Origin of the sequence: Metabacillus sp. FJAT-52054, from assembly GCF_037201815.1 — a bacterium.
Classification (GTDB): domain Bacteria; phylum Bacillota; class Bacilli; order Bacillales; family Bacillaceae; genus Metabacillus_B; species Metabacillus_B sediminis.
Genome location: NZ_CP147407.1, coordinates 727,606 through 749,272 on the forward strand (window position 1 = coordinate 727,606; position 21,667 = coordinate 749,272).

The 21,667-nt window shown below is 43.4% G+C and carries 15 protein-coding genes and 2 pseudogenes; 11 read left to right on the forward strand and 6 right to left on the reverse strand.

Translation table 11 applies throughout. From position 1 onward, the window contains the following. The first annotated feature begins 209 nt into the window (after window positions 1-209). The 4 genes and pseudogenes from WCV65_RS03920 to WCV65_RS03935 form a co-directional block, all read left to right on the forward strand. Window positions 210-1,187 (forward strand): ring-cleaving dioxygenase, encoded by a 978-nt coding sequence (locus WCV65_RS03920; protein WP_338780247.1) that lies wholly within the window; start codon window positions 210-212, stop codon window positions 1,185-1,187. Window positions 1,188-1,601: 414 nt separating this feature from the next. Then, entirely contained in the window at window positions 1,602-4,181 is a 2,580-nt protein-coding gene (locus WCV65_RS03925) for a 5'-nucleotidase C-terminal domain-containing protein (protein ID WP_338780249.1), read from the forward strand. A gap of 27 nt (window positions 4,182-4,208) precedes the next feature. Continuing rightward, window positions 4,209-7,769 carry a chitobiase/beta-hexosaminidase C-terminal domain-containing protein gene (locus WCV65_RS03930; RefSeq protein WP_338780251.1) on the forward strand — a complete coding sequence of 1,187 codons (3,561 nt, stop codon included), beginning with the start codon at window positions 4,209-4,211 and terminating at the stop codon, window positions 7,767-7,769. Window positions 7,770-7,859: 90 nt separating this feature from the next. Beyond that, window positions 7,860-8,257 (forward strand): annotated as a pseudogene (locus WCV65_RS03935) (ring-cleaving dioxygenase); the annotation flags it as partial. Window positions 8,258-8,446: 189 nt separating this feature from the next. Here WCV65_RS03935 and WCV65_RS03940 read toward each other — a convergent pair. Then, window positions 8,447-9,088, reverse strand: a complete 642-nt coding sequence (locus WCV65_RS03940) for a response regulator transcription factor (protein WP_035405846.1) — start codon at window positions 9,086-9,088, stop codon at window positions 8,447-8,449. A gap of 232 nt (window positions 9,089-9,320) precedes the next feature. Between WCV65_RS03940 and WCV65_RS03945 the strand changes: the two genes are divergently transcribed. Continuing rightward, window positions 9,321-10,754, forward strand: coding sequence for a DNA/RNA non-specific endonuclease (locus tag WCV65_RS03945; RefSeq protein ID WP_051860600.1), 1,434 nt, complete (start codon window positions 9,321-9,323; stop codon window positions 10,752-10,754). Between the two features lie 274 nt (window positions 10,755-11,028). Here the strand turns inward: WCV65_RS03945 and WCV65_RS03950 are convergent, their stop codons facing one another. Next, window positions 11,029-11,316: a hypothetical protein gene (locus WCV65_RS03950; RefSeq protein WP_035405848.1), complete on the reverse strand. Its 288-nt coding sequence runs from the start codon at window positions 11,314-11,316 to the stop codon at window positions 11,029-11,031. Between the two features lie 486 nt (window positions 11,317-11,802). Between WCV65_RS03950 and WCV65_RS03955 the strand changes: the two genes are divergently transcribed. The 4 genes and pseudogenes from WCV65_RS03955 (at window position 11,803) to WCV65_RS03970 (ending at window position 16,298) form a co-directional block, all read left to right on the forward strand. Then, window positions 11,803-12,786 (forward strand): DUF3231 family protein, encoded by a 984-nt coding sequence (locus WCV65_RS03955; RefSeq protein WP_338780258.1) that lies wholly within the window; start codon window positions 11,803-11,805, stop codon window positions 12,784-12,786. 263 nt (window positions 12,787-13,049) lie between these two features. Next, a pseudogene (locus WCV65_RS03960) lies at window positions 13,050-13,541 on the forward strand (GyrI-like domain-containing protein); the annotation flags it as partial. Between the two features lie 75 nt (window positions 13,542-13,616). Beyond that, complete coding sequence (locus WCV65_RS03965; protein WP_338780260.1) at window positions 13,617-15,269, forward strand: SWIM zinc finger family protein; 1,653 nt, start codon at window positions 13,617-13,619, stop codon at window positions 15,267-15,269. 105 nt (window positions 15,270-15,374) lie between these two features. Next, a complete protein-coding gene (locus tag WCV65_RS03970; protein ID WP_338780262.1) occupies window positions 15,375-16,298 on the forward strand; it encodes a transglycosylase SLT domain-containing protein in 924 nt (307 codons plus the stop codon). A gap of 68 nt (window positions 16,299-16,366) precedes the next feature. Here the strand turns inward: WCV65_RS03970 and WCV65_RS03975 are convergent, their stop codons facing one another. Next, window positions 16,367-17,476: an AI-2E family transporter gene (locus WCV65_RS03975; protein WP_035405854.1), complete on the reverse strand. Its 1,110-nt coding sequence runs from the start codon at window positions 17,474-17,476 to the stop codon at window positions 16,367-16,369. 270 nt (window positions 17,477-17,746) lie between these two features. Here WCV65_RS03975 and WCV65_RS03980 point away from each other — a divergent pair, with 270 nt between their 5' ends. After that, on the forward strand, window positions 17,747-18,628 hold the full coding sequence (locus tag WCV65_RS03980) for an aminoglycoside 6-adenylyltransferase (protein ID WP_338780265.1): 882 nt from the start codon (window positions 17,747-17,749) through the stop codon (window positions 18,626-18,628). Window positions 18,629-18,657: 29 nt separating this feature from the next. Next, window positions 18,658-19,560, forward strand: coding sequence for a TIGR01777 family oxidoreductase (locus WCV65_RS03985; RefSeq protein WP_338782144.1), 903 nt, complete (start codon window positions 18,658-18,660; stop codon window positions 19,558-19,560). A 502-nt stretch (window positions 19,561-20,062) separates the two neighbouring features. Here WCV65_RS03985 and WCV65_RS03990 read toward each other — a convergent pair. The 3 genes from WCV65_RS03990 to WCV65_RS04000 form a co-directional block, all read right to left on the reverse strand. Beyond that, window positions 20,063-20,524, reverse strand: a complete 462-nt coding sequence (locus WCV65_RS03990) for a GNAT family N-acetyltransferase (protein ID WP_338780267.1) — start codon at window positions 20,522-20,524, stop codon at window positions 20,063-20,065. A 12-nt stretch (window positions 20,525-20,536) separates the two neighbouring features. After that, entirely contained in the window at window positions 20,537-20,899 is a 363-nt protein-coding gene (locus WCV65_RS03995) for a hypothetical protein (protein WP_338780269.1), read from the reverse strand. Window positions 20,900-20,970: 71 nt separating this feature from the next. Beyond that, the gene (locus tag WCV65_RS04000; protein WP_338780271.1) at window positions 20,971-21,366 is read right to left on the reverse strand and encodes a DUF1801 domain-containing protein; all 396 of its coding nucleotides are present in this window, start codon (window positions 21,364-21,366) and stop codon (window positions 20,971-20,973) included. Between the last annotated feature and the right edge of the window lie 301 nt (window positions 21,367-21,667).

The following is a 21,667-nucleotide window of genomic DNA, read 5'->3' on the forward strand; positions in this document are numbered from 1 at the left end:
TAATTATAGCGGTTTTATCGTCTCACCCGAACATGCTGATGCCGGACATAAATCCCGGACATCGCTGAGAATCGTGGGGATGCCGGACATGAATCTCGGACATCACAGACTAAACGGACAGACCGCACAAAGCACATTCTTGACTTATCAATCTCCCCATGTTAAATTTATCTTGAAATCGAGATAATTATCTAAAGGAGCTGTGGACCATGAACCACCTTAAAGGCATCCACCACGTAACCGCAATTACGAGCAGCGCTGAAAAGAACTATGAGTTTTTCACATATGTATTGGGAATGAGACTGATTAAGAAGACGGTGAATCAGGATGATATCCAGACGTATCATCTGTTTTTCGCGGATGATAAGGGAAGTGCGGGAACAGATATGACGTTCTTTGATTTTCCGGGCATCCAGAAGGGAGTGCACGGAACGAACGAGATCTCCAAGACGTCGTTCCGCGTGCCGACCGATGCAGCGCTTGACTACTGGGTGAAGCGATTTGACCGTTTGGACGTACAGCATGAGGGGATTACGGAGCAATTCGGGAAAAAGACGCTCTCATTTGCTGATTTTGATGATCAAAAGTATCAGCTCATTTCTGATGAGCATAACGAAGGAATCGAATCCGGTACACCTTGGCAAAAAGGGCCGGTTCCACTGGAATATGCGATCACCGGGCTCGGACCGATTTTCGTCCGGATCGCGAATTTTGATTTCTTCAAGCAGATGCTTGAGAAAGTTCTTCTATTTAAAGAAACGGCACAGGAAGAGTCGTTCCACCTGTTTGAAGTCGGAAAGGGCGGAAACGGAGCTCAGGTCATCGTTGAGGATAACCCGGATCTTCCGGAAGCGGTCCAAGGGTTTGGAACGGTTCATCATGCCGCGTTCCGCGTGGAAGACCGCACTGTCCTGGATGAATGGACAGACAGGCTCTCAAGCTTCCGTCTTCCAAACTCCGGCTACGTGAACCGCCACTTCTTTGAATCGCTTTATGCAAGAGTCGCTCCGCAAATCCTGTTTGAATTCGCGACAGACGGACCTGGTTTTATGGGGGACGAACCGTATGAAACACTCGGTGAGAAATTGTCGCTCCCTCCATTCCTTGAGCCGAAGCGTGAGGAGATTGAAGGATTGGTAAGACCGATTGATACGGTTAGGAGTACGAGAGAGTTTGTGAAGGAATAGGTTTAATCTGATGAAAGGATGGTGCAATTAGCCATCTTTTTTTTGTTCCTTGGACAAAAGATTGATGACAGAAGAAGGATGATACAGTGATGCTTTGACATGGGAAAATGTCGAATCCTGTCCGCTCCCATTCCTGAATGCGGACAGGATAAATCGGTGAAACCTTTTCCGGACAGTGATAAAAATTATATAAATTCGGCGATTTTTACTTTGAGAATCTAAGTTTGATAGGTAAAATCTATGTTTATCTTTGGAAAATATTATATCAATTTACAAAAAACTTATATAAAATTTACAAACTGTGAGTAGAACGGCCTGAATTAAAAAAGTATATTTTAATCAGATTCAATGTCGAATTATGAAGATTTTTGTATTAGGAGATTTTTGGATCAATTCATTTAAAGGGGCTAGACTATGCGTAAGAGAAAGATCGTTCAACTCGCAGCTGCCGGTACAATTGCTTTAAGCACTGTTGCTGCAGCAAATCCTGCTCAAGGAGCAGTCATCACCAAGGCAGAGCAGGCAGTTAAAACGGCAGAAGCCAAGGTGAAAGCACTTGCACCATTTTACTCATCAAAAAAACTGGAGACTTCCCCAGGGTTTTTGAAAGCTTACAATGACGCAAAAAAATCCCTCGCCGCTGCGAAATCAGCAGTACAATCCATGCCGCGTTCCTCTTCTAAGACACAAATGCTCAACCGCATTCAGTATTCAGAGCAAACAAATACGAAAGCTGCCCATTATATCGATGCCGTAAAGCTTGGGAAGCAGCTGTCTGACATGCAATCGGATTACAGCAGGTATTTCAGTATGGAAGTAACAGAAGATTCCAGGATGTCTTTCAGCAAATTAAATGAATTGAGAAAAGCCTTTGAACGAAAGATCGGAAAAGTTAGCGGTTCTGAAGTGCGTAATGCATTCAATGGTAAATTTACGCTCCCTGCTAAAATTTCCATTGAAATGACAGAATACGAAATGACTCAATATGACATTCAAAAAAAGCTTCAGTCTGCCATTGATGCAAAGAATGAAAAAGAAGCAGAGGCCTTGCTTGCTCTCCTTAAAAGAGTGGAAGAAAGAGGAGCAAAGCAGAAAGCAGATCTTGTAAAGCTATTCCCTGGCAATCAATTTCTTAAAGAAAGCATTCAAATAATAGAAAAAAACATGAAGGAAGCCCTTCAAGAGATAAAGGAAAAATTCGAGGACGCTTTGGAACAAATCAAACCAAAGCCTGAAACCCCAGAGAAACCGGGAAAAGCGATTACTCTTTCTCTTATGCACTCAAATGACACCCATGCGAATGTGGAAAATGCTCCGAAAAGAGCTGCAGCGGTCAAAGAATTCAGAAATGAACACCCGAACGCCCTTTTGCTTGATGCAGGAGATGTGTTCTCGGGTACTCTATATTTCAATGAATACTTGGGACAGGCTGACCTTGAGTTTATGAATCTAATGAAATACGATGCTATGACATTCGGTAACCATGAATTCGACCTTGGAACGGAACCTCTTGCCAAGTTCGTTGAAAAAGCAAGCTTTCCATTCGTCAGTGCGAATGTGGACCTTTCAAAGGATGCTAATTTGAAAGGAATGTTCCATGATTCCGTTACAGCGGATGCAAAAAAGGGCCAGATTTACAACGGCATCATTAAAGAAATCGATGGAGAAAAAGTAGGAATCTTCGGTTTAACTACTGCTGAGACTGTAAGCATTTCCAGTCCTGGTAAAGATGTTGCATTTGAAAATTACATCAACGAGGCGAAAACTCAAGTAGCTGAGTTGAAAAAGCAGGGAGTCAACAAGATTATTGCCCTGACTCATATCGGCTTCCAGGATGGCGGCGGAGATAACGACGTTACCCTGGCAAAAGAAGTAGAAGGTATTGATATCATTGTCGGGGGCCATTCCCATAACAAGATTGATGCCCCATATGTGGATACGACAGGCGAAGAAATGACTGTTATTACACAAGCAAATGAGTACAGCAAGTTTTTGGGTACTTTGAATGTAACCTTTGATGCAAAAGGAAAAATCGAGTCCCACAACGGCAAGCTTCTCGATCTGTTTGCATACGAAGATAAGAACGTAAATAAGAAAGCAGATGCGGATGAGTATAAATACCAGGATGATGCGGAAGCACTGCAAATTCTGAATGAGAAATACAAGCCAAGCGTAGTAGAAAAGCAAAAAACCGTTGTTGGACAAACGGATGTTCAGCTGATTGGCGGTAATCCGGCTGCAAGAACTGGTGAAACGAACCTGGGTGACCTTATTACGGACGGAATGCTGAAAAAGGCACAATCCGTTAACCCTGATACTTTGATTGCGCTTCAAAATGGTGGGGGTGTCCGCACTACACTAGACGCCGGGGATATCACTTTGTCACAAGTCCTAACTGTCCTTCCGTTCGGAAATACGCTCGGTATCATGGAACTTAAAGGTTCAGAAATTAAAGCAGCACTTGAGCACAGTGTGAGCATATACCCGACGGTGAACGGTGCTTTCCTTCAGGCTTCCGGAATCAAGTATGTCTTCAATGCAGCCCAGCCTGCAGGTTCAAGGGTAACAACAATTGAAGTGAAACAGAAAGACGGCTCCTTTAACGCGATTGAAATGGACAAGAACTATTTTGTCGCAACAAACGTCTTTACAGCTAAAGGCGGAGACGGATATACAATGTTTGCAAAGGCCTATGAAGAAGGCCGCGTGAGCGAACCTGGATTCACAGATTGGGAGATTTTCTCTGATTATCTTAAAGCAAAACCGGTAATCACTGCCTATCCGGATGCCCGCATCATTCAATCTGTTATAGCTTCCGAATTCAATGGAACAGAGGCAAAACCGCAAGTTTTTCCTGGAAACGTAATGGTGGAAGCGGCTGATCTGGCCGAGCTTAAGTATGCCAATATCTCAGGAAACCTGATCATCAAGGGCGGAACTGAAATCGCAGCGGAATCTGTGAATGTAGCCGGCGAAACGATTTTTATTGACTAATAATAGTTATCAACGGAGGATACCCATTTGAAAAAGCAAACCTGGAAAATTCCTTTTCAATTCGCAATGATCTTTGCCCTGGTGCTGTCTATGCTGGCACCAGCGGCACCTGTAGGAAAAGCTGCTGCTGCATTGACGGTTGCTGAGGCGATTGCTTTGAATAACATTGGCACTACCGGACCGGCAGCTGAGGTAGAGGGTTACATTGTTGGTACTACAGCAAGCGGACCGGTGTATTCCCCTGGACCAACCTTTACAGTTAACACAAATATAGCTATAGCAGATTCACCTGCTGAAACTGATAAGGCGAAAATTATGCCGGTTGCATTGCCTATAGGAACAATTAGAGATACCGTTAACCTGGTGAATAATCCAAGTAACTTAGGTAAGAAAATCCGTGTAACAGGAACTTTGAAGGCTTATTTTTCTGTGCCTGGTATGAACCCTGTTACAGCCCTTCAATTTGTTGCACCAGCAAACCAAACATCACCAGTTACGGCAAGCCTCCCTTCAGGTGGAGTTTTAGCAGGAACAGAAATCAGCCTGAACACGGCTGATGCAGGGGCTGCCATCTATTACACAACAGATGGTTCTGCACCGACAGCATCAAGCGCACTATATACAGCTCCAATTAAAGTAGATTCGGATACTGCAATTAAAGCAATCGCGGTTGCTGCAGGAAAAGATGCGAGTCAGGAAGCTTCCTTCACATACGCGGTTCCTGCTGTTAAAGATATTGCAGATGTAAAAGTCCTGGCGAAAGGAACGACTGCTGCCATTATTGGAACGGTAACAGCCATTTTCTCATCAGGCGGTATGAACAATGTGTATATTCAAGACGGTACGGCAGGAATCATTGTCCGCGGATCGGCTCTTGATTCAAAAGTGAAAATTGGCGACAAAATGAAAGCTGCTGGAAAGATGAACGATTATTACGGTATGGCTCAGCTTGAAGTATCCGGCAATTCAGCACTTGAGATGGTACAGGCTAACGCAGGTGTACCAGATCCTCAAACGGTTGTATCGACTGACCTGAAAGAGGAGACAGAGGGTGAACTCGTTACAATCAAGGATGTAACAGTGGGAACGAAAGATACAAGCGGAAACTTTCCAGCAACAGATGCAGCTGGCACAGCGAAGCTAAAGCCAATGGATTCCTCTCTGCTGGAAGCGGGCAAAACGTACGATTCCATTACAGGTGTAGTGAACTACGATTTTAACGAATACAAAATCGTACCAAGAGATGCGTCTGATATAATTGAAGACTCATCCAAGGTTCAAGCCGTAACAGCTAATCCAGCTGCAGGCTATGTGAAAACAGGAACGGAAATCACTTTAAGCACGACAACGAAAGATGCTGAGATTCATTACACGGAAGACGGAAGCGAGCCGACCGCTTCAAGCAAAAAATATACAGGTCCTCTGTCCATTACGAAAGACAGCGTCATTAAAGCTGTGGCCATCAAAGCTGGAATGACAGACAGTGAAGCAGCAGCATTTGACTATGAAATCCTAGATGGCCCGATTCAAATTCATCATATCCAGGGAGCAAGCCACACTTCCCCGCTTGATGGCAAAAATGTCGTGGACGTTCAGGGTGTCGTAACACACGTTGTAGACAATAACAATTTCTTCATGCAGGATCCGAATCCTGATGCGGATGTAAAAACATCTGAAGGAATCCTTGTATACAAATCCAATCATGGAATGATTCAAGGTGATCTTGTAAAAGTAAGCGGTCAGGTTAAGGAATATCATTTAGAAGGATATGCTGAAAAAGCGGCAACGGATGCCCCTGTTACGGAAATCAGCGCTTCTGCTATAATAAAAGTTTCTGCAGGAGCCGAACTGCCTGCACCTGTTGTAATCGGGAAAGACCGCATTGCACCCCAACAGATTATTGATAACGATGGAATGAAAGAGTTTGATCCTGAGCAGGACGGATTGGACTTCTATGAGAGCCTTGAAGGAATGCGCGTTGGGGTTGAAGACGCGAAGCTTGTTGCTCCTCAAAGCTACGGCGAACTCGTTGTTGTACCTGGAACGGTTGCAACCAATACCGCTAACGGCGGACTGCGTGCAACGAAAGAAGACTCTAATCCGGAGCGTATTTTCATCGACATCAATGATGAAAAGTATGTAGCGAAATCAGGTGACTCTTTTAAAGGGTTAATCACAGGTGTCGTAAGCTACAGCTTCAGCAACTACAAAGTATTGACGAATAAAACAAGCCTTCCTAATTTAGTGGAAGGAACGACAAAAAGAGAAGTCGTTTCATTTGAGAAAATTGAAGACCAATTAACCGTTGCTTCCTATAACGTGGAGAACTTCTCTGCCAAGGATGCAGACGAAAAAGTAACGAAAGTGGCAAATGCCGTTGTTGAAAATCTAAAGCAGCCGGATGTTATCGGATTGACGGAAATGCAGGATAATGACGGACCAGCTGACAGCGGACAAACCGCTTCAAACGAAAGTGCCCAGAAGCTGATTGACAAAATCAAGGCGCTTGGCGGTCCGGAATATACGTACGTTGATATTGCACCTGAAAATAATAAAGACGGCGGTCAGCCTGGCGGAAATATCCGTGTAGCCTTCCTTTATAATAAAGACCGGGTATCCCTGGCGGCAGGAACAAAAGGAACATCCACGCAGGCTGTTGGATTCGAAAATGGAAGTCTTACCGTTAACCCCGGCCGGATCGATCCAACAAACGAAGCTTTTACAAACAGCCGTAAACCGCTGGCAGCACAGTTTGAATTCCAAGGCAAAAAAGTCATTCTTGTTGCCAACCACTTCAACTCCAAAGGCGGAGACCAGCCGCTATTCGGTAAAAATCAGCCTCCTGTCCTTGGAAGTGAAGTGCAGCGCCATAAAATTGCAGGAATTCTTAACAGTTTCGTCAAGGAAGTAAAAGCAAAGGATCCAAATGCAAACCTGATTCTATTAGGAGACTTCAACGATTTCGAGTTTTCAAAAACTTTTGAAATTCTGAAGGGATCTGAAATGAGCAACATGGTAGAGAAGATTTCTGAAGAAAAGAGATTCTCCTATGTATACCAAGGAAACTCGCAAGTACTTGATCACATCCTTGTTTCAAACAATCTGGCAGACTCTACTAAAGCGGAAATCGTGCATATCAACTCTTCTTTCATGGAACAGCATGGAAGAGCAAGTGACCATGACCCTTTGATGATCCAGACACAATTAAAAGGGAAACCTATTTACTCAAAAATTTACAAGCTTAAAGGCTTTAAAACGAAAAAGCTTACAATCGAGGCAGCTAATTCGTATGTAGAAATGGATGCATCATCTGTTATCGAAAATGGAATTGTGCTAAAGGCAAAAGCCGCTATTAAAGGAGAGGGCCTGAAGAATACAAAGGTTACTCTGCTGCCATCAGCTAATGAAACGGCATTTGACTTTATGGGCTCTGAGATAAAAGAAGCAGTTATCGGCAATCAGCATGTCTCTGCCGTATATGGTGCCGAAAAAGTTACACAATGGACGGCAGCTGAAGGGATTGATCTTACTAAAGTTAAATTCTATCATTCAAATGGAACGATTCTTCCAGCACCTTCTGTGAAGTAACAAATGAAAAATAAATAAGCGGTGAGCTAATCGAGCCGCCAAAAAGCCGGCCCTGAACAATAAGGGCCGGCTTTTTATTCGTTCAAAACGTTTGAAGTTGGAAAGGGCGGTGACGGAGATCAGGTCATCGTTGAGGAAACCCGGACCTTCCGGAAGCGGTTCAAAGGTTTGACCGTTCACCTTGCTGCGTTCCGCGTGGAATACCGCACTGTCCTGGATGAATGGATAGACAGGCTTTCAAGCTTCCGCCTTCCAAACTCCGGTTATGTGAACCGTCATTTCTTTAAATCCCTGTATGCAAGAGTCGCTCCGCAAATCATGTTCGAATTTGCAACAGCCGGACCTGGTTTTATGGGGGACGATCGTATGAATCACTCGGCGAGAAATTATCGCTCTCTCCATTCCTAGAGCAGAAGCGTAAGGAGACTGAAGGATTGGTAAGAGCGATTGATACGGTGAGGAGCACGAGGGAGTTTGTGAAGGAATAAGGGGAAGAAATGCTGCTGGGAATGAACGCTGGAGATGATCTCTGGTTGGATAGGGGTCATCTGTTTTTATTCCAAAGGCCACTGTGGTCATCATACTTGGATTGAGGGACACGACTTAAGCTCGGCTCCCGTAATACAAAAATACGCTATAGGATAAATCTTGACCTATAGCGTATTTTTTGTATCGATTCATATATACCGCTTCTTAATCGCATACACCGCAAGCTGGGTTCTATGCTGCAAAGCGCTTTTTTTCAGGATTCCTGTGACGATGTTTTTTATTCGGCCTTCGCTTAAAAAAAGGATATTGGCGATTTCCTTATTGCTTTTGCCTTGCGCTATGTATTTGACTAGTTCAATTTCTCTTATCGTCAGGTTATCCGCTGGATGCGGTACAGAACCGTCCCTCCACTCGTGTTCCATAAATATGTCCATCCCATCAAGTGCATTTGGATGAAAGATTTTCATATTATTTGCCGCACATTTGATAGCGAGGATAAGCTCGGAACCTTTTATATTTTTTAATAAGTAGCCGTCAGCACCGGATTTAAGGGCAAAGAAACCACTCTTTTTATCTGTTTGATTGGCTAGAAAGATAACTTTCATATGAGGGAATTGATGTTTAATCCGTTTTGCAGCCTCAAAGCCATCGCACTCAGGCATTTCTATATCTATTAATATGACATCAGGAGCAAGGGCGCTGCATAAATCTACAGCCTGCATTCCGTTTTCGGCGCTTCCGATGACATTCAGTTCACTGTCTTTTTCAATCAGATATACGATGCTTTCCCTTAAAAGCCCTGGTCCATTAACAATTAGTACATTTACCATTCGCCCATGCACTTCCTTATAGAAAATCAACTATATCATAGCAATCTTGTTTTATTATTTAACGTTATGAATGTTAATTTTTAGTTAAAAAAATTAGGAACTTCGGGTCAGGAAGCGTGCCAAAATCACAAAAAGGGAAAAAAAGGAGTGACCTCAGCGTGACGTTCGCTATCTTCAATTGGGATGGGTTGAACCCTATACTATTCTTAGATTGAATAGGAGGTTATACATAGTGGCCAGAAAAATTAGTAACAAGAAGCTCTCATTATTATTTTTGAGTTTAGTGCTTTTCTTTTCTACGGGGAACTTTTTTAGTACACCTGCACATGCTGCAGGGGCATCTCATGTTGTCATTAGTGAGGTTTATGGCGGAGGCGGAAACAGCGGTGCTTTCTATAAAAATGATTATATTGAACTCTACAATCCTACAGATAGTGCTGTTAATTTGTCAGGCTGGTCTGTTCAATATGCTTCTGCAAGCGGTTCATTCACAAACATAACGAATTTAACTGGAAGCATTGGTGCTCATCAGTACTATCTAATTAAACAAGCTAGCGGCACCGGCGGAACAGCTAATCTGCCATCTCCTAATGCAACTGGCACCATTAACTTAAGTGCAAGCAGCGGAAAAGTTGCGCTCGCGAAAGTGACTTCTTCCGTATCTGGTTCCAGAGATTTGAATGTGATCGATTTTATTGGCTATGGTTCTGCCAATGATTACGAAGCAGCTTCTGCAGGGACGACTTCAGCGACTACAAGTGCTGAACGTAAAAACGATAACGGCGGAACAGCTAACGGACTGGGCAATGGCTGGGACACGAACAATAATTCTGCTGATATTACAGTTACAGCGAGCCTGGACCCTCAAAGCTCAACTTCATCAGGAACTGGATCCGAGCCAACAGTTACAGAAGATGATCATTTGGCCCTTGGAAATCCAAGCGGTGCAACAACAAGTACATCCAATTCCACAAACTATTTAATGACAAAGCCTCAATATGATCTTTCTTACAATGATTCAAAACGTACGCCAAACTGGGTGAGCTGGCATTTGGATGCGGATGATAGCGGAAGCACTCCGCGTCAGGATGACTTCCGCGCGGATACGTCCCTTCCGACAGGCTGGTATGAAGTAACAGCAAGTGAATTCTCAGGATCAGGATTTGACAGAGGCCATATGTGTCCTTCCGCTGACCGTACCTCTTCAATTGCTGATAATTCAGCAACATTCTTCATGACAAATATGATTCCTCAAGCACCGAACAACAACCAGATTACATGGGCGGATCTAGAATCCTACAGCCGTGAACTTGCTGCTGCAGGCAACGAATTGTACATTATCTCTGGGGGCTATGGAATGGGAGGCACTGGTTCCAACGGATATAGAACGACAGTCGGAAATGGCGTTGTCGTACCTGCCCAAACATGGAAGGTCATCGTTGTCCTGCCTAAAGGCGACAATGATGCGAGCCGTGTATCCACTGCAACAAGAGTGATCGCAGTTGTCGTACCGAACGACCAGACAGCTTCCAGCAAACCATGGTCTTCCTACCGGGTAAGTGTTGACAGTATTGAAACGATGACGGGCTTCAATTTCATGTCTTCAGTGCCAACAAGCGTCCAAGACGCGATTGAGGCAAAAGTGGATAATGGGCCTGCGAATTAATTTAGCATAAGAAACAAGAAAGTAAACGGCTTCCCTTTTCAAGGACACATAGGAAGGTGATCTCTGTGAGAAACAGGGGTCATCTTTTTTAGGTTTCTTTTTATTTTTTGGCTCTGTTAAAGTTTATTTTTGATATTAATTATAAAAACGGAACCTCCAAAAATTAGAAAGTTCCGTTTTTAATATTGGCTTGTATAACTAACGCTACCCGTTAGTTATACATATAGACCTACACAATATTAGCCTACTAAATAAATGATGTGACAATAAGCAATTATTTCTTGCCTTTTAGTTCTAAAAGTATAGGTGCTATATTTAGTAAGATCGAAACAATTGTCAAAAACCATAATGCCCTTTCCATACCAGGTACTACATCCCCTAGAGCTGACCAATCTTCCATTTTTACCCACCGAGATACAAGACTATATTCTGAACAAAGTGTTAATGCTGTAAATGATAAACCTATCGCCATAGCAAGCTTATAATCCTTTCCTGCTTTATACATATATAGATTAATAAAAGTAGCCACTATTGCAATAACCCCAAACATAATAAATAACATTACTAACCTCCATATACTTTTATTTATATCGTGGGAATAAATTAGTTCATTAGTTGAATGAAAAATATGTTTATATTGTGAGTTTAGGTAACCTTAGTGTATCATGCGTTTCCATATTTTGTGTTAAATTCCCTTTGGCCATAAAGTCAGTTATAGTAACAGTCTTTCTTTAGAGGTTTTGGAAAGAAATCAGTTCTCCTTATATTGAGACAGAGGTAAAAAAAACTCTCAAACGGAATGATAAAACCTGGCTTGAACATCTTGAATACGCTTGTGATGATTTAGGATTGGGTAAACGTAATTTTCAGGAGGCCGAATAATACCGGCAAATGAAAATAATGGCAGAGGAATAATAGACGAGAGGGTGACTCAATCAGTCATACTTTTTTTCATATACAAAGCTTACCCTGTTCACAGATTAGGATAGAAGCAGGGAAAACACCGCATACTATAGGAAATGGATAAAAAGGAAGGGAATGCTTCATCATGTCTAAAACCAGGAAAATGAGTTCGGCAGAGTTCGGGGCTATATGGACAACGTATCATAAAAAGACGATGATTCTTAGAATACTGGAGGTCTTAATTGAGAAATCGGATGAGGCCGAAGCGAAGAATTTGATGTCTGATTTGCATAGGAAGCTGAATAAAAAGGTTCTTGAAATGAGGATTATGATTGAAAATGAAGGGGCTGCTGTACCTGCAGGTTTTACGAGTAAGGATATCCGCCTCGATTCACCGAAATTATTCGATAATGGATTTGATATTATGTTTTGCCGGGTGCTGAAGCAAATCAGCATGGGTATGTATGTCCTTCATATGACCGTATCTTACCGTGAAGACGTAATTGACTACTATAAGCAGCTGACAGATTTAACACAAACGTATTATGATAAATTCACTCATTATCTGCTGAAAAAGGACCTGCTTCCTCATCCAAACTATGGAAGCATTCCGAAGTCAGGGGGATACATAACAGATAAATCCTACACCAAAGGCACGAATTTTTTTGGAGAAAAGAGGCCGATTAATGCGATTGAATTCGGGATGCTTTACCATTCAATCGAGACAAACGTTTTTGCAGTTCAGTTAATGAAAGCCTTTGCCCAGTGCAGTGAGGACAATGAAGTGAAAAAGTATTTTATCAAGGGACATGATTTGGCAAAGGAAATATTAAAAGAAACGAACGAGATTCTTCTAACGGATGATATACAGCCTCCTACTGCATCTGGAGGAATCTTGACAGGCTCGACGGCAGCACCTTTTTCAGAATACCTGATGCTGTACTGTACCTACTTGTTAGGTGGATTCGGTCTTGGAGGCCAAGGCTTCAGCTCCGTCTTTATTCTGCGAAATGATTTGAGTGCAAAATCAGCCATATTTGCAAAAGATACGTACGAATTCACGATGGCAGGGGCCAAATTAATGATGGAAAAAGGATGGATGGAGGAACCGCCCGGGATGGACAGCTAATCAGGGTGACTTCCTGCCTTTAAATGGGCATCGCTCACAAAATAGCAGGCCTGTTTAAGTAATTGCAGACATTCGCACATTAATTGCTGACTTTTTGTAATAATTGCTGACGTTTCCCGAATAATTGCGGACTTTTTCCTGCTAATTGCTGAAATACATATTTCCGGTTAAAAAGGGATCCCACGCTTAATGCATGGGATCCCTTTTTGTATCCAAAATCCCACCTAACAAATGTAAAAAAATGCTAAAATATTTAAAAGAGACAAATCTTTGAAAAAGGGGATATGGAAATGGATTATCGAATCGAGCATCTTGATTTTGAATGGAAGCTGACGGGGAAAAAGGAGAAAGTAAAAACGAGCCGCGCATTTAAGACCATTCCTAAACTCTGGAGCCAGGCGAAGAAAGATGGATTTACCCAGCAATTAATCGATCTGTCATGGGAAGATCCAAAATGCAAGATTGAAGGCATATTAGGTGTGTGCGGCAAAGAAGCGGCTATTAAAGATGAAGAATTTGATTACTTCATGGGAGTGCGGTATGCAGGCGACTCTCCTGAAGGTCTGGAAACCCTCACGATTCCACCGGCCACATGGGCGGTATTTCCGAATATCCCTGAAGCATGGAAGCGCCTCTATTCCGAGTGGGTCCCTACATCCGGCTATGAGCTGGCGAATCTGCCGTGCATCGAGTGCTATTACGGACCGGGCCGCAAGCCGAGGCATGAATTGTGGGTGCCGGTGATCGCGAAGTGAAAAATTCCTGACACGATTGAAATAACCGGCGCTAACCTGGTACATTAATGATAAGACAAACTGACGGGGTGCCCGATGTATTTAACTGATTTAGAAGATTTTATCAATGAAACGATCCTGAAGCGCGGAAAAGATTATTATAAAAAAGGACAGATTTTGAAGCTTCGGGAAGCGGATGGTATACATAAGGCGGTTGTAGAGGGCAGCAGCTATCCTTATCGTGTTTCTGTGAAGATGGCCGGCGACACGGTTCTTGAAACGTATTGCGATTGTCCGTTCGACGGGGTTTACTGCAAGCATGAAGCGGCTGTGCTTTTTGCTATGAGGGATGGCATGGTGGAACGGGAACCCGTGGAGAGCAAATCAAAAAGGAAAGAGACAGCGATCGAGGACCTGCTTCCTCAAATGAAAAAAGAGGACCTCGTCCGTGTACTGATTGACCTTTCTGATACCTATCCGGAAATTGAGAAAAAACTGCTGTTTGAATTTGCGCCAATTGAAGACGAGGTGGCAGCGAGCAAAAAAATGATCCGCGAGTACATACGCAAGGCTAAAGAGCATGGTTTCATTTCATATGGCAGAGTTGACCAGGCCCTCTATGGAGCGATGCTGACTATTGAAAAAGCACGGACAAAAAGGGATGCCGGCCAGCCGGAGAGTACGGTGCTGCTGAGCCTTGCCGTCATGTCGATCGTCATTGAGATGCTGCATTACACAGATGACTCCAGCGGTTCCATCGGCGATGTCTTGTTTACAGCCGTGAATCTCATCGATGAAGCCATTGAAGATGGTTTGGAGCAGTGGCCGGAAGCGAAAAAGAAAGAATTAATGAAAGCCATTTTAAAAGAAGCCATGCATGCCAGATACGATGATTGGAGCGATCACCGGGTTGATCTGCTTGGGGCATGTGTCCAGTTCGCCGATGATCCGGGACTCCGAAAAGAACTGGAAAAGCCGCTTTTGAAACGCCTGAAAGAACTGGATGGCGAAGATTATGGGGGTTTCTATGAGAAAGAAAGCATCATGGGCTTTTTGCTTGAACTATACGAATCGGCAGACCTGGAAGAAGCCGAGGCATTTCTGAAAGCAAACCTCAGCTACCCGTCATTCAGGGAAAAAGCGGTTAATCGCTGTTTGGAAAGCGGTGACTATCAGCAGGCGATTTCCCTCTGTGAAGAAGGAATTCATAAGGAACGGCATGGAAATACAGGCACCTGGAGAAAGCTTGAATCTCAGGCCTATGAGCTGCTTGGCGATCGTGGAAAGCAAAAGGAGCTGGGCCGCAAAATGATCAGCGGTCAAGAAGGAATTCAGTACTATCTCAAGCTGAAAGAGCTGTATGATCCTGAAGAGTGGCCGGCTGTTCTGGAGGAGCTTTTAACTGAACTCCACTCATCAAGTCCGTATTCTCCTTACCTGGAAATTATTAAAATCGAGAACCGGAAAGACAAAATACTGGAGTACTGCCGTGCCTCGCCAAGCGAAATCGTGGGGCTGCATCCTTATATTCAGGAGGAGTACCCAGGGAAAATCAGCGACATTTTTACCCGGTTCATCCGCAACGAATCATCCCATGCTTCCAACCGCAGCCAGTACAAGAAAGTAACCAAGCTTTTTGAGCCTTATAGAAAAGCATGCGGGGAAGAAAGCGCACGTGAGCTCGCGGAAGACCTGAAGAAGGAATATCACTATCGGCCGGCGATGGTGGAGGAGCTGGAGAAGGTATAAAGGGGAAGCAGTCCGTTTACGGTCTGCTTTTTATTTTCCAATTATTCTCTTTTGTGTGGTAATATTTACATAGATTAATAACGTTGGAGAATGGAGAATAATTGAATGAAATTAATGGGGAAATTGTGTTTAACTGCGGTTTTGACATTAGGGTTGCTTCAGCCAGGAGTATCTGCAGAAGCTACAGGAACGGATTTTTCGTCTAACTGTACAAAGTACGGTGTATTAAAACCTAATGTAAATCCTTCTTTTCAGCATATGAATTGCTTGTTAACAAATGCTGCATTGGCAGCTGATATACCGCCAGAAGTAGTGAAAGCTGTAGCTACACAGGAAAATGGCAAGTGGCAGCAATTTGGAATTAAGCCTGCTGATAGCGGTATCGGTCTTATGCAGGTCACTAACTACCCTGGTTACTCCAAGGAAAAATTAAAAAATGATGTTATCTATAACATTGACGCTGGTATTAGTATTCTTTCAAAAAAATATGATAGTAATGTTCCGAAGATAAAAGGGGCAGGCCGGAATATTATTGAAAACTGGTATTTTCCTGTAATGGCTTATAATGGGATCAAGCCTGTGAACAGTCCGCTTATAAAAGCAACCGGTAAGAAAAATATAAAAGCGTATCAGGAAGAAGTGTTCAGCAAAATAGTGAAAGATAGCTTATTAAAGTCTGCAAATCTAGCGCAATTTCCTTTCACAACAGCAGATTTTGAATATGATCCCACAAGCAATCAGAATATCGTTTTTCGAAAGATGGAATACTCTATAAAAGATCTGCATCCAACTGTTTATCAATTTAAAGCAGGAAATCGAGTGATGGTGACAGTAGATAGCGTCAAGGTAAGGGTTCATCCAGATACTACAAAATCGGCAAAAAATGTGGGGAAAAACACCGTTTTATTAGTTAGGGGAAATTTTGTTTATAGCAAAAATTCTGCTAATCAATTTGTTTGGTACCCAGTAAGAACGGCCGATCAAAAGATAAAGGGATATATTTCATCCGCTTACATTAAAAAACTTTAATAACCCATAAAAAAGAAGCAGAGATTGCAGCCAATCTCTGCTTCTTTTTATAAATCTGCAATTTTTTCTCAATCTTCCTCAATCTTCAAAACCTGTTTCTTCTCAATCTTATGAAGCTGATACAAACGGTAAATATGGCTCACGATCACTTTCAGCACGGCATATACCGGCACAGCGAGAATCATGAAGAGCAAGCCGCCCATGCTTCCTGCGACGAGTAATAGCAGGATGATGGTTAATGGATGGATATCAAGTTTTCTTCCCATAATTAGCGGGGAGCTTACATTTCCATCAATTTGCTGGACAATAATCGCAACGATCAGGACTTTGACTGCCATAAATGGAGAGTCAATGAAACCGATGATTAGCGCCGGAATGATGGCTAAGAACGGTCCGATAAACGGGATCACATTTGTAAACATGGCCACAATCGCCAGGATCAAAGAATAGTTGACGCCGATAATCAGGTAGCCTATGTACATCATGATGCCGACTATAAGACAGATGATTGCCTGTCCCTGAATGTAGGAACTCAGAGCGGAGTCCATGTCCTTTAGAATTTTTTTTGATTCGTTTGCTTTTAACGGGAAGAAGCGGGCAATCTTTGTTGACAGGCCTTCGCTGTCTTTCAATAGATAGAACACAATAAACGGAACCGTGACAATGATGGTGGCTAGGCTTGAGAGGATTCCAATTAAACCGGTTATGCCATTTCCGATGTTGCTTACGTTGCTTTTAAAATAATCTGAGATTTTGGCGGTTGCCTGTTCCACCGTCATATTGCTGTTTTCCTCGAAACGGGACATCCATGAACTCTGTCTGATTTCATTTGCTTTCGACTGCAGCGTTTCAATAATGCCGGGCGCATTATCAATCAGTGTTTTGAACTGCTTCTGAATTTCAGGCCCAATAAGGAAAAATAGCAGCGTTCCAATCCCGATAAATAGGATGTAAAGTACAACTATTGATAACGTTTTTGGAACTTTTTTGTGATCCAGGTAAAGTACGATCGGCCGAAATAAATAGAAAATGACCCCTGAAATCAAAAACGGAAAGAATAACGTTTGAAAAATGATGACGAGCGGTGTGAAAATGAACTGAACCTTCACAGCAAGCATAATGATGACCAAAAGAATGATGATGGTATAACCAAGTCTGAAATATTTGGAATCCGGCAAACTGGAACACTCCTTTTTCGAAAGCAATCGCGCTTCATGTCGCAATTGCCTAATTAATAAAAGTTTAGACACTCAATTATATAAGAAAACGAAAAGAAACGCATTTTTTTCCAAATTATTCTTTTGTTTTTCTCTAGATGTATATTCTGTACCAGCCTACTTTACCCTGCGAGTAAGAATTGGAAACTTTAGGAGAATAACATTGGAGGAATTCCGCTATTTTTCAAGAAGTACCTAAAGAGAAAACCTTAAGGAATGGGTGAACTGCGCTTGAGAACGGAAAAGGAAATGTTTGATTTAATTATAGGCATTGCAGAACAGGATGAGCGAATTCGGGCGGCCTATATGAATGGATCCAGGACAAACCCGAATGCCCCGAAGGATATTTTTCAGGATTATGATATTGTCTATGTAGTGACAGAGACCGCTTCCTTTATTGCAGATGAGGGCTGGATTGGCGTGTTTGGGGATCTGATTATCCTTCAGGAGCCGGACAAAATGGATCTGCTGGCTGGAAAGAAGACCGATTTTGATCAATCCTACGGGTATTTAATGCTTTTCACGGATGGAAATCGCATCGATCTGCATATTGAAACACAGGAAGCGATGATGGAAAACGGATATATCTCAGAGAAGCTGACGGTTCCGTTATTGGATAAAGACGGGATTCTGCGGGAACTCCCAGAGCCATCTGATGCTGATTATCATATAAAAAAACCTTCTGAACCGCTGTTCCTGAACGCCTGCAATGAATTTTGGTGGTGTCTTCAGAGCGTGGTGAAGGGGATTTGGAGAGACGAGCTTCCCTATGCAAAGCAATTCTTTGAGGCACCCGTTCGAACGGTTCTTAATGAAATGGTTTCATGGTGGATTGGAACAAAGCATGGCTTCGAAGTTTCATCAGGGAAAATGGGAAAGTATTTTAAGAAGTACTTGCCTGAATCCCACTGGAATCTGTATAAGGAAACCTACTCGGACGGGTATCCGGAAAACATGTGGCAATCCGTATTTGCAGCATGTGAACTGTTCCGGACTTTAGCGAAAGACGTCGCGGGGAATTTTTCATTTACCTATAACATGGATGAGGATACGAATATGACGAACTATCTGAAATGGGTGAAAGATATGCCTGGTGCAGGAATGGTAGAATGAGGATAAAAGAAATGAAGAGAGCTGATGGAATGAAAAAGAAGGTTGTGCTAGCCGGCGGTACAGGGTTTATCGGACAATATTTGAATGATCGGTTTGCTGAAGCTGGTTATGATGTGAAGGTTATCTCAAGAGGTTCCAAGATTCATTCATGGGACCGGTTTGATTCAATTGTTGAAGCAATTGAGGGCTCAGATATGCTGATCAATTTGGCAGGGAAATCCGTAAATTGCCGCTATAATGAGAAGAATAAAGCGGAGATTTTCAGCTCTAGGACAGATACGACCGAAATGCTGGGTAAAGCGATTCTGCAATGTGCAAATCCGCCTTCTCTTTGGATCAATTCGAGTACAGCGACGATTTACCGCCATGCGGAGGACCGGGCGATGACAGAGGAGAACGGGGAGATTGGATCTGGTTTTTCGGTAGACGTCGCCAAGGCCTGGGAAAAATCGTTCTTCAGTTTTGATTTGCCGAATACCCGCCAGGCAGCATTAAGGATTGCTATTGTCCTTGGAGACGGAGGCGTCATGACTCCGTATAGAAATCTCGCCAAATTCGGACTCGGCGGCGTACAGGGATCCGGGAGGCAAATGTTCAGCTGGATCCACGTCGAGGATGTGTACCGGATCATTCAATTTATCCGTGAGAACGAACACTTACGCGGCGTATTCAACACCGCTGCGCCCAAGCCTATTTCCAATCAGGAATTTATGAGCGAGGTACGAAAAGCGATGAACATCAAGTTCGGACTGCCGTCTCCAAAATGGATGCTGGAGATGGGGGCGGTGTTTATCCGGACGGAAACCGAGCTCGTTCTGAAAAGCAGATGGGTGATTCCGGAGCGGCTGGAGAGGGAAGGGTTTACGTTTAAGTATCCGGATATGAAGTCGGCTCTTGGTGAGATCCTGAGGAAGGAAGTACAGCGGGGGTAGCAGAGAGGTGGGGGAATCCAGTCTAGCTGGGGTGCCAGTTCCGCTATCCTTCACCGCAACGGGGGACAGAGACCTCAGTCTGTGAGCCCTTATGCATCAATGGTTCGGAAAGATGGTGCCGGAGCTTTAGTTCGGTAGCAGAGTGCGGGTCAGGCACTCGGTGTGGAGCCGGTGGAAGGATGATTATTTGGTGGTGCACTGACCCCCACCACTTTAAACGAACAGGGGAACAAGCACCTACGCTCTGAACCCTTGTCACCTAACGGTTTTGGAGTGATGGGGACGGAGGTTTAGTCCTTTAGCGGAGCGGGGGTCAGAGCATAGCACTGACCCCCACCACTTTAAACGAACAGGGGAACAAGCACCTACGCTCTGAACCCCTGTTACCTAACGGTTTGTGAGTAATGGGGACGGAGGTTTAATCCTTTAGCGGAGCGGGGGTCAGTGCAAACCGCGCAATAAAAGACCAAAACAATCCACCCTCCAACTCTATCCCCTTCACTCAAACAACCCCCAAAATCCATACCTCCTCATCCCCATACATAACCCCTGTGCCTTGAAACCCCATACTTTCATAGAGCTTCCTTGCTCCTTCGTTATCGATGCGAACGGTTAGGCGGATTTCCTGGCAGTTCGGATTGTGCTCCTTTATCCAGCGGATCATTTCAGCGAGGGCGTCGCGGCCATACCCGTTTCCCTGATGCTTGCTATCAATCAAAAAGCCGTTGATCCAGTACATATTGGACGTCGATTCATCACGTGCATGCATGATAAAGCCTACCATTATATGATTGTGATAGATTCCGAATGGGAGATATTCAATGCTGTCTCCATCCGGCTTTATGCCGATTTTTGCAAGAGATATGGCCGGTGAAGGGACTAAATGGAGTTGAGCCGATTGAACGCTGAGTTCCAACGCGTCCTCCCAGTTATCTCTCGTAACAGGTTTTAATTGAATGGTCATAGAAACCTCCTATTAAGTAAAGGCATACCTAAATAATCCGTAGTATAGCGGCCCGAGAAAAACAATAAAACTCCCGGCAATGACGATCGGCCGTGCCGATTTTGGAATCTCTTCGTAGAGGGGTTCTCCGTTTACATCCTTCAATTTGATGCTGAAAATTATATCCCATAGCAGTCCCCCGAAAAATACGAATTTCCAGACTAGCGGACTAAAGAAGCTTGAGTTTGTCACATAGCCCATTAACCCGATCCAGGTGATGATGGAGATGACGAAATCCACGCGCATCAGGTTTGTTTTATACCCGCCTTTTATCAAAAAACCTATGGCTGCCGTTCCTAAAATTCCTAAGTAGATGACCCATAAAATATGTATCACGTGATGTACCTGCTTTCTATAGTATGACTCCATTATAGTTTAGAAGGATGGGAGATTCATAGACCTCGGAATTATTCCGTCAATTCTATCCAAGTTTCCACGATTTTCTCTAAATGTCCTCTTTTTTTGTTGATATCTTCCATATCAGTAAAGACTGCAATGGCTCTGTCAGGAGCCGCCCAATTAAGCAATCCTGTTTCATCATTAAAGAGCGGCTCCTTGCCGGTACCTGATTTACCTTTCGCTCCGCGATGGAAAATCAGGCGGAACGATTTTTGGCCCCTCAGGTTAAACGTAATTCGATCTTCTCCGTTTATGCAAAAGCTCGGTGCATTCCATTTAACGTGTTCGGTCAGCTTCCCGCAAGAAGCAAGAATGATGGATCTGACCTCTGTTATTTCATTTTTTAATGGATGTTCCAGATTAATCATGAATTCTTCAACTTGTTCAGAGCCAGTGTTTGCCATCAGACACCTTCCTTTCCAATCTCTTTATTCTTGATTGTGGAGAAAAAACCTTTTTAATTTGCAAAGATGGGCTCGCCCAATTAGAACCCAAATCCGCCATCATTCATAAAGTGAAGAGAGAATGGGCCAGAAGATTGGTGAATTCACCTATCGCCGTTTGAGATGTTAAGGTTTTTGCGAATATAAAAATGTGGAGGTTATGTTGATGTACCCAATTCAAAACGATTTACAGGCTTTGCAGCTTGGCGACTATCATGCAGGGCAGGCGATTCCTTGGGACACTCGTGATGCGCAATATGGC